This is a genomic window from Vibrio sp. 10N.261.52.A1 (assembly GCF_002876325.1).
Lineage (GTDB): Bacteria > Pseudomonadota > Gammaproteobacteria > Enterobacterales > Vibrionaceae > Vibrio > Vibrio chagasii.
The window spans coordinates 1-12,004 of the sequence record NZ_MCYD01001040.1 but is presented as its reverse complement, the minus strand read 5'-3'; the positions used below and the strand labels follow the sequence as shown (position 1 = coordinate 12,004).

Here is a 12,004-nt window from a genome sequence, read left to right as displayed (position 1 = left end):
CTTAGATTGTCTAAGTTTTACTGATTTTTGTATACTTAGCAATCCTAAGTTTTTATTGCGTGCAAGAGTCACATGAAGAAAGTAACCAGAATTAACCCTGATATGTTTAACCTATTGATTGAAAAAGGGATGGATGATTTCTCTGTTATAGAAGTTAGGGATGCTTTGTTAAATAGTACTTCAACCTTTACGAGCAGTGACGAAGCTCGAAAGTATGTGTATAAGCAACTTCTATCGCTTGAGGAGAAAGGCTGGCTTTCTGTCATTGGGACTCGCAGAGGCAAGCGTTACCATCAAACTAATGAATTTAAAGCGCTTACAATTGAGCCTCGAGCAGCTAGAAATAAGAAAGCTAAAGTTGATTCAATAACTGTTCAAACTCCGGAGTTCTCTCTAAATGCACTAGAACAAGAGAAAAAACAACATGAAGGTGAGTTAGCGATTACTCTGGGCGAGATTGAGGAATACCAATCTTTGTTAACGCGTTTTCCAAACAACAAGCATGATATGGAACCGTTATTCAATGCAGCGAGAGAGCGATCAGCTAAGCTATTGGGCAAAATCAATGCACTAACCAACTGGATGCAAGTAGCCCAAAGCAAGGCTTCCCAATGTTAAGAACATGGCAAGCTGAGTGCGTAGAGCTGGCTATCAATAAGTTTTCATCAAATCGACGCCCACATTTTTTCTGTCAAGCCACTCCTGGTGCTGGTAAAACCGTTATGGCAGCAGAGGTTGCTAAGCGTCTTTTTCAAGAAGGTATGATTGACTTAGTTCTCTGTTTCTCACCATCACTTTCGGTCGCTGAAGGGATGAAAAAGACCTTTTCATGGAAACTGGAATGTTCCTTTAATGGAGGCTTGGGCTCTTTAGGTGGGTCTTATACCTATCAATCCATCCGTTTTTTAGATGAAAACTTCTGGAACACCGTCAGTAAATATCGGGTACTAGTCGTATTTGATGAGATCCACCATTGCTCGTTTGATGATGAGAGGAGGTCAAATTCATGGGGGTTAGAAATTGTCAGTAAGATCCAAGGTTTTGCCCGTTACACATTAGCGCTGTCGGGTACTCCTTGGCGTTCTGATCGGTTACCGATAGTGATGGCCGAGTATTCCGACCCTGATGGTATGCTCATTTGTGATTATCAATATGGCTTGCAACAGGCCGTTGTTGATAAGGTATGCCGCCAACCTAAAATTGCCCTGATAGACAATGAGCATTTGAGTATCCAGAAAGGCAATAGTAATCAGCACTTTTCCTCCATTCTGGACTGCCTTAAACAATCTGATGTCTCTTATCACAGTGTCATTCACAATGAAGATGCTATGAACTACATATTGAATAGTGGTTGCCAAAAACTAGCCCAAACAAGACAAGAGTCCCCAAATGCAGGTGGTTTAGTTGTCGCTGCTTCTATCAAGCACGCTAAACATATTCAAAAGCGACTGATTGAGCACTTTAATCAATCAGCATGCATCGTGACTTATCATCAGGATAATCCGTTGAATGAAATTGAGTCTTTTCGTCATTCGAATGTTCAGTGGATAGTCAGTGTTGGAATGATCAGTGAAGGCACGGATATCCCTCGGCTGCAGGTTTGTTGTCATATGAGTTCGGTTAAAACAGAGCTTTACTTTAGACAAGTCCTCGGAAGGATATTGAGAGTTGATGACTCACCCAACCAAGAAGCGTGGTTGTATACCTTTGCCGAAGAAAGTTTGATTGGGTTTGCTGAAAGAATTGAGCAGGATATTCCAGAGTCGTGTCTATTTATTAAATCGAATGAACAGACTGATGAATCAGATAAGGTGCAGAGTTTTACTCCTACAGACTTGTCGAACGATAAGATTATGGTATCTGGGAAGTCCTCAACTCAATTACATTGGTCAAAAATCGATGGGGTTCAAAACGCTTTTCACTCTGATTTCGAAGGTTATGATGAGTTGCGTTTAGGTTATTTTAAACAAAGAGTTATCGCAACATTCACTTAATCGCACAATGAATAATACGCACTCGGATTTATATTGACTTTACGATATACTGATTAGCTATTGAGTCTATCTACAAGTAATCTAAATGGTCAGCAGCATTAATAAAGCTAAGTTATCTGGAATCAACATTATTACCCAATTCATACTTCCTACGATTAAATACGCTGGATGGTTAGTAACTAAAGTTAAAGAGTTATTAGGTATTTGGGTTCACCTTAAAGCTCGATTTAACGCCTCTCAGGCTAACCAATTTAAGCTCACGTACGCTATTGTTGAACAGGCTGTTTAAGGGAATAGAACATGCCAAGTATTGCAAAGAAATATGAGCAGCTTGTCTTAGATGACGATTACTTAACCGACAGTTTGTTGATGACGCTTGCATGGAAAAAAAGTCATCAATATATCCGTACTGCTAATTGGTATGCTGACAATTTTGAATTGGACTTGTCAGCATTATCGTTGTTGGAAAGTGCACAGCAGTGGTGCAATGATTTACAGCAAGATGATTTGGCTTTTAAGCCTTTAGAGCTTGTCCCTGCACCTAAGCAACATAACTGGGAGTTCAAAAAGGCAGGTTTTGGTTCTGAGGAATGCTTAACATGGCAGCCGATAAATGAAGCGTTGGATGGATACAACCAGAACTCTGACGAAATTAAAAAGATCACTGAAAAACCGGCTGATATAGCATTTTCATTAAGACCACTTGCACATATGCCTATTCGTGAACAAAGCATGATGACTTTGTTGATGATGTGTATCGCTAATCAGGTGGAATCACGCCAAGGTGATCCTAGTACAGAGCTCGAGTTAGTACATGAAAAAAAGGTGGTTAGCTACGGTAACCGCCTCTATTGCCGTTATGACGAGCAGGGCAATGCGGAGCACAGCTATGGTGGCACTACTACTTACAGTAAATTTTTTGTTGATAACCGGAAGTTTTTAGAACGCCCTTTCTATTTTGCTAAGAAAGCGAGAACTGAACTTGATGAGAACCATGAAGTATTCATTTTAGATGTGGATCTTGCCAAGTTTTTTGACTTAGTCAACCGCAAAAAGTTGTGTGAGCTCATAAGAACTGTCGCAACCGTCGAAGCTAAAAAAAAAGAGGAAGTTAAACATCTTAATAAACTACTGGCAGCCTTTGAAACTTGGGAGTGGAGTGAACAGGCTGCTCTGGAATTCAATAAGGTTTGTAAAAATGAAGAGGTGATGTCTGCACCGAAAGGTATTCCACAGGGTTTAGTAGCAGGCGGCTTTTTAGCTAACGTATACATGCTTGGGTTTGACGAAAACTTTAGAGATTTAATTGGAAGTGTATTGAAAACTGCAACCAATATCGCTGATATTGAAGTTACTTTAGTTGACTACTGCCGATATGTTGATGACATGCGCTTGGTTGTATCTGCGACTTCTAAAACTACTGACACCCCGATTTCTAAACTTGATGTTGAGAAGTTAGTCATCGCAGCCATCAAAGATGTCATCAAAAAATCTAATCTTGATGATCTTAAGTTAAATGATGGTAAAACTAAAATACAGCGCTATCAGCCACGTGTAGCTGGGATATCTAAAGAGCTTACGCATATTCAGCAAAAACTTAGCGGGCCAATTGCATTTGATGAGTCCCAAGAAACTCTAGGTCAGCTAGAGTCCTTACTATCTATCGTCGCTAGTGACCAAGTACCGGAACAAGATGATAATTGTGTCCCTAATCGGCTTGCTCAAATAAATAAAAGTGAACTTGATGTTCGTGATGATACCATCAAGCGTTTTGCCGCCAATAAAATGTCCAAGCTACTAAAAGGCATTCGTAATTTTAGCGCCCATGAAGTTGATGCTAATGGAAACGCTATTGCAGGTGATTGGGACTATTTACAAGAGCGATTAGCGAGACGCTTAAGAGCTGCATGGTCATATGATCCTTCACTCGTGTTACTACTTAAAAAAGGTCTAGAACTTTATCCATGTAGTCGTTTGTTGGAGCCTGTCTTACAGCAGTTAAACAAGAAGTTAATTGACCCTGAGACTAAAATTCAATCGATTGCACGATACTGCCTATCAGAAGTATTCCGCCATAGTGCAACAGTTATTGACCGTCTAGATCCTAAATATATCCCACTTCATGCTAAATATGATGAATATTTCGAACATCTTCAACATCAAGCAATGTTGGTAAGCCATGATGCTGGTGATAGTGGAGGCAAGTTTGATCTATTGTTGGAGCAAGCGCAGTTTTTACTGCTTTGTAGGCGAGATTCGAACCTAGAAGAAAGTTCGAGTAATGCTGACCACGATATGATTATTAAGCTTATCAAAGGGTTTAGGGAGGTTTCAGTTGATAGTGCGATGAATGCATCTAGAGTTGCTGCAAATGTGTTACTTGCAGCACAACTTAGCGATGACAGCAAATCTTTAAATCGTTCGATTTCATGCTTTTTGGCAAAGTTAACACCAGATGATTGTTTAGCAATCTTAACCAAGGTTGCTTCGCAAAATCTAAATCTATTCATAGCTCTAATAAGGCACGCACGCTCTCTAGGTGTTGAATGGGCTAAAAAAAGGAGTATTAAAGAACTTGCCAAGCAATATGCGATTGATCGTAAAGCTTCAAGCGGGGCGCTGGATAAAATCAGCGGAGATAAGTCACTACTGAGTATTATTCTAAGAGGCGATAATCCTTTCGCAAATGAAGTGATGTTGCTCAAACTGATGCAGGCGTTACTTGAAGAGCCTAAGCAATTACTTGAAGCTAATACAAATCAATTGATTGACGTCATACAAACTAAAGTCGAACTCGAAGGTGTAACCTATCATGGTACACCACAGCTAGACCTGTTTCATGCCAACTTGAAAGTCAATCTAGTACTGACCGAATCTCAATCACAACTAAGTCCGCACCTAACTGATGTGTCCTCTGAAATTAGTGCGATCCAAAAAATCGCAATTTGCGCACGCTCTGCACTAGTTGGAAATGTCGATTGGTCTGGGTTTGGCTCATCTATAACAGCAAAACTTGGTTATAGAGGAATTAAAACAAGTCCAGATAAAAGAACATTGGGAATGATGAATACCCCACAAGCTATAGCCGGTGAATCTGCACAAGTTTCTCATTGGTTGACCACATTGATATCTAAGCTTCTCATTTGGCCAGGAATCAATGTTAACGACCAAGGTTATACATGGCCTAACCGGTGGACCATCACCTCTTTTAAAAATCTAATTGTTCAACGTTTAAGTACTTTAGAAAAAATGTACTGTAGACACTCAACTATGCCTAGTTTGATTGAATCAGTAATGCTTGATTGGACGGAGGATAAGCGTGAATTAACGGTTGCAATGGTTCAGTCTAAGTTGCCTCGTATTCGAGATTTTGAGGATTACGGTTGGATGTTAGATGATAAGAAGTTTCGGTCGATTCATCGGAGGCATGTTGCCGATGTGGCTGCATTAGTTTGTAAGCATATTGATGCCCAGCGTGTGACTGATGAAGAACGTAATGAGCGAGGTCAAAAAATTGATTTAATCGTATGGCCTGAACTATCAGTCCATCGAGATGATATGGATATTCTGATTGATCTATCGCGCAAGAGTCATGCAATCATCTATGCAGGGTTAGTTTTTATTGAGCAGGAAGGTGTTCAAGGGCCAAATAACTGTGCTGTCTGGATCGTACCACCAAAGGCAAATACTAATCAAAAGGAGCTTATCCGGTTCCAAGGCAAGCAAAATATGATGTATGCGGAAAAAGGCCATATCCAGTCATGGCGACCGTATCAATTGATGCTTGAATTAAAACATCCTAGGTTTCCTAACGATACAGGCTTTATTCTAACAGGCTCAATCTGTTATGACGCCACAGATATATCTTTAAGTGCTGACTTACGAGATAAGTCTAATGCTTATGTTGTATGTGCACTAAATAGAGATGTAAATACGTTTGATACTATGATTGACGCACTTCACTACCATATGTTCCAGCCAGTGGTGTTAGTTAACTCAGGTGAGTACGGAGGTTCTTGCGCAAAAGCCCCATACAGTGAACCGTATCACCGCCTAATTGCCCATAGCCATGGTAATAATCAAGTATCCATTAACACCTTCGAAATGAATATGTATGATTTTAGGCGTGACGACGTAGGTAAAGGAATGAAATCTGATAAAACTGTTAAAACACAGCCTGCTGGTGTAATGATGCAAAAGGACAAAAAATGACATGCTTTGAAACTGGTTGGGCTGCTTTGCTTGATGTTAGTTTATGGGTAAGTTGGGCTAATATCATCGCTTGTATAGTCGCAATTGTTGCAGCCGTTTTTGCTTATCGGCAATGGACTAGTTCAAAAGAGGAAGCGAGAAGAGCCACTGCGTATTCTGCTTATTCAAAGTTTTTGGAGTTGTGTCAACAATCGCCGGATTTTGCATACGCCAAGGAAAATAAGATAAAAGCGAACCAAAAAGATTATATCCAATACCGCTGGTTTGTAGCGCAGATGTTGTTTGCGTTTGAACAGATATTGGATGTACTTCCAAACGATGAAGAATGGAAGGTTGCTATTAGCAATCAACTCAAAAAGCATGTCTGGCATCTAAAAGGTTCAGGCTCTGTTGAGAGAAAAGAGTGGTGTAAGCCTTTGCAAGCGTTAATTGAAGGCTTAATAGATTAGAGGAAAAATATCTATTGTAGTTGAATACTAGACCTAGTTTTAGCCACAATTTGTTGTCACTGAATTTGATTTAATGAAAATAGCAGTAATACTAAAACTTAGATTTTCTAAGTTTTAGTGGTGGCATGTGAAAACGGACATTCAACTTTACCCTGACGAATCGCTCGAAAGCTTCTTGTTACGTTTATCGCAAGAACAAGGCTACGAGCGATTTTCTCATTTCGCCGAAGACATCTGGTTCGACACCATGGATCAGCATGAAGCGATTGCTGGTGCCTTTCCCTTAGAACTCAACCGAGTCAATATCTACCACGCTCAAACCACAAGCCAAATGCGAGTGCGGGTTCTTATCCATCTGGAGAAGCAATTAAAGTTCAACAACTTCGGTGTATTGCGCCTAGCGCTATCACATTCTAAAGCTCAATTCTCTCCGCAATACAAAGCTGTTCATAGGTTTGGTGTTGACTACCCTTATGCTTTTCTTCGCAAACGCTTCACGCCTATTTGCCCTCTGTGTATTGACGAAGCACCCTACATTCGCCAGCAGTGGCAACTTATCTCTCACCAAGCTTGTGAACATCATGGCTGTAAACTGGTTCATCACTGTCCTGAGTGTAAGTCGAGACTTGAATATCAAAGTACCGAGAGTATTAGCCAATGTGAATGTGGTTTTGAGCTCCGAAACTCGCCTGTAGAGGATGCGCCAGAGGCTGAGGTGTTGGTCGCTCGATGGTTGTCAAGAAATGATTCAAAACCCTTGGGATTGTTAACGGGGGAAATGACGTTATCCGAGCGATATGGCTTTTTACTTTGGTATGTAAATCGTTATGGTGATATCGATGACCTCAGTTTTGAGTCATTCGTTGAATACTGTAGCGCTTGGCCAACGGCGGTATGGCAAGACCTCGATACCTTGAAAGAGAGGGCAGAACTTGTTCGAGTAAAAGATTGGAAGAAGGTGTTTTTCAATGAAGCCTTTGGCGATCTGTTTAAAGATTGTCGTCAGTTACCCAGTCGGCAGTTGAGTCACAATATCGTGCTTGCACAGGCGTTAGCTTACTTTACAAAGCTAATGGCAACAGTGCCCTCAAGCGCCAAAGGAAATATCGGTGATGTACTGCTCAGCCCCTTAGAAGCTTCTACATTGCTTTCTTGTACAACAGACGAGGTATATCGGCTGTATGAGTTTGGTGAGATCAAAGCCGCTATTAGGCCGCGAATGCATACAAAGATAGCGAGTCATGAATCAGCGTTTACTCTGAGAAGTGTCATCGAAACAAAGCTGACTCGAATGAGCTCTGAAAGTGATGGTTTAAGTGTATATCTGCCTGAGTGGTAATTATGACGAAATTAAGTGACTTATTAGCAATTGAAGACGAAGCAGTAAAGCAGGTTACGCTAAAGAAGATGTTCATGCCTTATACAGAAGATGTCTGTGTTGAAGGGTGTGAAAAAGAGGCGTTAACGATTTTGCTTAATCTCAGTTCAAGCCATCAATCAGATAGGTGCTCGGATTGGTTGGATGTTGCCCGAGCTAAAAGGCATTTAAAAGCGGCTGAGAACTTAGAAGCGTCCCTTGATGAAATTAAATGGTTCCACACTCATAATCTCAAGTTTCCAGACTGTCGAGTTAAAGATCAGCGGATAGTTGCACAGGCTCTTACGACAACCGAGGTATTCATTTCAAGCGGAGTATTAGAGCAGCGCTTAGGGTGGGCGCATAACTCTGCGGTATATCGTCACACATTGTGGTTATTGAATCCTTTTAGTTGGCAATCACAGCCCGTATGCATCCTTTCACTTATCAAGCAAGAAAGCTCCATTTGGATTGAGTTGCTCAAAGAATTCGGTCTAAGTGCTAAGTCACTTGCTCGCTTAAAACATACAATTGAAGAGCAGCTCCCTGATAATCATTTTCCCGATAGCGTCAGTTCTTACAGTAAGCAGCTACGGTTTCCATGGGGGGATAATTATATTTCGTTGACCCCAGTGGTCAGCCATGCCATTCAGAGCGAGTTAGAAGTGAGATCGAGAAATCGAGAAAGTAAGCTTAGCTTTGTGTCTTCGTCACTGCCAAATTCTGCAAGTATCGGGAATCTTTGTGGCAGTTTAGGTGGGAATATGAAAACCCTAAACTACCCGCTAGACGTCAAACCAGCGAAAGGTGGAACGTTACCTGAAAGTCGCAAAAAGAGTGGTCACTACTTTGATGACTATCAGGTTACTAATGCCAAAGTTTGTCAGGTTTTAAATCATCTAATTGGTTCAGAGCCATCAAAAACACAGAAGCAGAGGGAGAGTGCTCGTAAGGTTAGAAGTAAGATATTGCGAAAGCAGATAGCCCTTTGGATGCTTCCTTTAATTGAGTTAAGAGATATCGTTGATGCTGACCCTAATCAACAGCAATTGGAACATGATGACACTTTAGCTCAAGCATTTTTGGCGCTACCAGAATCGGACCTAGGTTCCTTATCTAGTGAGTTTAACCGCCGCTTGCATCTCACGTTTCAGAATAATAAGTATGCTGCCAAGTTTGCCTATCACCCTAAGCTTATGCAGCTCGTTAAAGCCCAAATCGTATGGGTACTTGAACAACTTAGTAAACCAAATGGCAATCAAGATAAGGTAACGGGTGAGCAGTATATCTATTTATCATCAATGAGAGTGCAAGATGCGGTCGCAATGAGTAGCCAATATCTGTGTGGTGCTCCTTCTTTGACTGCTATTTGGGGCTTTATGCACCGTTATCAAAGAGAGTTCAATAAGCTAGTTAATTGTAATTCCCTGTTTGAATTTTCGAGTTTCTCTTTTTATGTCCGAAGCGAGAACATTCAACCTACGGCCAAGCTTACCGAGCCTAACTCGGTCGCTAAAGCTAGAACGGTTTCAAACGCGAAACGACCTACCATTCGTAGTGAACGATTGGCGGACCTAGAAATAGACTTAGTTATTAGAGTTCATAGTGAAAGCCGCATTTCAGATTTTAAGACAGCTCTTAAAACGGCTCTTCCCGTTGTTTTCGCCGGAGGGGCATTATACCAACCACAGCTCTCGACGCAGATTGAGTGGCTAAGGACGTTTACCAGTAGGAGCGAGCTTTTCCATGTCATAAAAGGTTTGCCAGCCTACGGGCGCTGGTTATATCCAAGTGACAACCAGCCGAGTGACTTTGATGACCTAGAGCATTTAATAACGAAAGACGCTGATAATTTGCCAGTTTCTATTGGCTACCATTTGTTAGAACGTCCAACTAAACGGTGCAACTCGATCACCGATTGTCACGCCTATGCAGAAAATGCGATAGGGTTAGCTAAGAAAGTGAATCCGATAGAAGTACGTTTTAGTGGAAGAGATCACTTTTTCAACCATGCCTTTTGGTCGATAGAATGCAGTAGCGAAACTATTCTTATAAAAAACTATAGGGATTAATCGTTTATGGAACTTTGCACTCAGCTGAACTACGTTCGATCACTCTCTGCTGGCAAAGCATATTTCTACTATCTATCTAAAAGTGGTGAGATGTGCCCCCTCGAAATTGATAGAACTAGGTTGCGCGCACCAAAAGGTGGTTATGCAGAAGCATATAAAGGGGGCAAGTTCGTAGAAAAGAATGTTGCTCCACAAGATTTAGCTTACTCCAATCCTCAGTTCATCGAAGAGTGTTATGTAAAACCTGGTGTTGATGATATCTACTGTGCATTCCCCCTTCGAATTCGAGCAAACTCTCTAACTCCAGATACCTGTAGTGATGATGAAGTGCGTTCTAAACTTTCGTTACTTGCTAAAACATATGAAGAGCTCAATGGGTATCAGGAACTTGCTCTTAGATACGCGAAGAACATTCTGCTTGGTACTTGGCTTTGGAGAAACAGAGAGTGTCGAAGATTGTCGATAGAAGTGACCACCAGTGATTCACAAACCTTGATTGTAGAAAACGCAACAAGGCTTTCTTGGTATGGTCATTGGGATGAAGCTTCAGCAGAATGCCTAGAAAAGCTCACAGCCTATTTGATGCGAGCCCTGTCTGACCCAACCGAATATTTCTATATGGATGTCAAAGCTAAAATTGGAGTTGGTTGGGGGGATGAGGTTTACCCAAGCCAAGAGTTTTTAGATAGCCGAGAAGATGGTGTTCCTACTAGGCAGTTAGCTACCGTAGAATTATTGAACGGAAAAGAAACTGCTGCTTTTCATGGTCAGAAAATTGGTGCAGCGTTGCAATCGATTGACGATTGGTGGCATGAAGAAGCAGATAAGCCATTAAGAGTGAATGAGTATGGAGCTGACCGAGAGTACGTTATAGCAAGGCGACATGTTTCCTATGGAAATGACTTTTACCAGTTAGTCAGAAATACAGAGAATTGGATTGAGACAATGACAGCTTCTCAGACCATCCCAAATGACGTGCACTTTATTATGTCTGTCTTGATTAAAGGTGGCCTATTCAATTGTTCCAAAGCGAAGTAAGGGATAGATATGACTAAGCGTTACTATTTCTTAATACGTTACATACCTGCACAAGCTGACCATGAGTTATTGGCAGGACGGTGTATATCCCAAATGCACTTGTTTATGGTCAATAACCGACAAGCAATGAATAAAATAGGTGTGAGTTTTCCGGACTGGAACGAATCTACAGTTGGCCAAACCATTGCCTTTGTTGCTGAAGATAAAGAGATGCTGATTGGGCTATCTTTTCAGCCCTATTTTTCTTTGATGATAAATGAGGGTTTATTTGAGGTATCTAGTGTTTGTGAGGTGCCAGACACTGCGGTTGAGGTGAGGTTTATCCGTAACCAAACGATCGGGAAAAGCTTTCTGGGTTCCAAAAAACGTCGAATCAAACGAAGCATGGCGAGAGGGGAGCTATCTGGTGTTGAACCATCGTTACCAGTAACGAACGAAGAGCGGGTCATCGATAGTTTTAATCGAATACCAATCTCCAGCGCTTCATCTGGAGAGAGTTATATTTTGTTTGTACAAAAGGAGCTTGTTAGTGAGCGCGATGCAGCAAACTTTAACAGCTATGGTTTAGCCACCAATCAAGAAAGAAAAGGGACGGTACCTGAGTTACGTTTTTAAACCCTTTTTCTAAAGCTCTTTTTTAGAGAAGTAAAAACAAGGACTTACAGAAGTAAGGAGAAAAAGGGTATTTTGGGATTTTGAGATGTAAAACCAATGGAATTAACAGCTTAGTGACTATAGTTAACAGTGACCTGCCGCATAGGCAGCTAAGAAAAATGGGGAAGCGAAGAATTGGATCTCAATTCGGTGACCTGCCGCATAGGCAGCTAAGAAAAATAGCTCGACGCTATCAGCGGCATAGTAGGTGTGACCTGCCGCATAGGC

At 41.3% G+C, this 12,004-nt stretch carries 9 protein-coding genes; all 9 read left to right on the top strand.

What is annotated here, in order from left to right:
* Positions 1 to 72: 72 nt before the first annotated feature.
* The 9 genes from BCT81_RS22535 (at position 73) to cas6f (ending at position 11,737) form a co-directional block, all read left to right on the top strand.
* Positions 73 to 618 carry a hypothetical protein gene (locus BCT81_RS22535; RefSeq protein ID WP_102425912.1) on the top strand — a complete coding sequence of 182 codons (546 nt, stop codon included), beginning with the start codon at positions 73 to 75 and terminating at the stop codon, positions 616 to 618.
* On the top strand, positions 612 to 1,994 hold the full coding sequence (locus tag BCT81_RS22530; protein ID WP_102425911.1) for a DEAD/DEAH box helicase family protein: 1,383 nt from the start codon (positions 612 to 614) through the stop codon (positions 1,992 to 1,994). Before BCT81_RS22535 ends, BCT81_RS22530 begins: the two co-directional genes overlap by 7 nt.
* 85 nt (positions 1,995 to 2,079) lie before the next feature.
* Complete coding sequence (locus tag BCT81_RS22525) at positions 2,080 to 2,283, top strand: hypothetical protein (protein ID WP_102412638.1); 204 nt, start codon at positions 2,080 to 2,082, stop codon at positions 2,281 to 2,283.
* Positions 2,284 to 2,294: 11 nt separating this feature from the next.
* Positions 2,295 to 6,206: an RNA-directed DNA polymerase gene (locus BCT81_RS22520; RefSeq protein ID WP_102425910.1), complete on the top strand. Its 3,912-nt coding sequence runs from the start codon at positions 2,295 to 2,297 to the stop codon at positions 6,204 to 6,206.
* Positions 6,203 to 6,655 (top strand): hypothetical protein, encoded by a 453-nt coding sequence (locus BCT81_RS22515; RefSeq protein WP_102425909.1) that lies wholly within the window; start codon positions 6,203 to 6,205, stop codon positions 6,653 to 6,655. The genes BCT81_RS22520 and BCT81_RS22515 overlap by 4 nt, the downstream gene beginning before the upstream one ends.
* Before the next feature lie 127 nt (positions 6,656 to 6,782).
* A complete protein-coding gene (locus BCT81_RS22510; RefSeq protein WP_102425908.1) occupies positions 6,783 to 7,994 on the top strand; it encodes a TniQ family protein in 1,212 nt (403 codons plus the stop codon).
* A 2-nt stretch (positions 7,995 to 7,996) separates the two neighbouring features.
* Positions 7,997 to 10,084: a type I-F CRISPR-associated protein Csy2 gene (locus BCT81_RS22505; protein WP_102425907.1), complete on the top strand. Its 2,088-nt coding sequence runs from the start codon at positions 7,997 to 7,999 to the stop codon at positions 10,082 to 10,084.
* Positions 10,085 to 10,090: 6 nt separating this feature from the next.
* The gene (gene csy3 / locus BCT81_RS22500; RefSeq protein WP_102425906.1) at positions 10,091 to 11,122 is read left to right on the top strand and encodes a type I-F CRISPR-associated protein Csy3; all 1,032 of its coding nucleotides are present in this window, start codon (positions 10,091 to 10,093) and stop codon (positions 11,120 to 11,122) included.
* A 9-nt stretch (positions 11,123 to 11,131) separates the two neighbouring features.
* The gene (gene cas6f, locus BCT81_RS22495; protein WP_102425905.1) at positions 11,132 to 11,737 is read left to right on the top strand and encodes a type I-F CRISPR-associated endoribonuclease Cas6/Csy4; all 606 of its coding nucleotides are present in this window, start codon (positions 11,132 to 11,134) and stop codon (positions 11,735 to 11,737) included.
* Positions 11,738 to 12,004 lie beyond the last annotated feature (267 nt).

What these genes read in the sequence shown, in the direction of transcription:
- BCT81_RS22535 (WP_102425912.1), top strand. Translation starts at nt 73, where the DNA reads ATGAAGAAAGTAACCAGAATTAACCCTGATATGTTTAACCTATTGATT.
- BCT81_RS22530 (WP_102425911.1), top strand. Translation starts at nt 612, where the DNA reads ATGTTAAGAACATGGCAAGCTGAGTGCGTAGAGCTGGCTATCAATAAG.
- BCT81_RS22525 (WP_102412638.1), top strand. Translation starts at nt 2,080, where the DNA reads ATGGTCAGCAGCATTAATAAAGCTAAGTTATCTGGAATCAACATTATT.
- BCT81_RS22520 (WP_102425910.1), top strand. Translation starts at nt 2,295, where the DNA reads ATGCCAAGTATTGCAAAGAAATATGAGCAGCTTGTCTTAGATGACGAT.
- BCT81_RS22515 (WP_102425909.1), top strand. Translation starts at nt 6,203, where the DNA reads ATGACATGCTTTGAAACTGGTTGGGCTGCTTTGCTTGATGTTAGTTTA.
- BCT81_RS22505 (WP_102425907.1), top strand. Translation starts at nt 7,997, where the DNA reads ATGACGAAATTAAGTGACTTATTAGCAATTGAAGACGAAGCAGTAAAG.
- csy3 (WP_102425906.1), top strand. Translation starts at nt 10,091, where the DNA reads ATGGAACTTTGCACTCAGCTGAACTACGTTCGATCACTCTCTGCTGGC.
- cas6f (WP_102425905.1), top strand. Translation starts at nt 11,132, where the DNA reads ATGACTAAGCGTTACTATTTCTTAATACGTTACATACCTGCACAAGCT.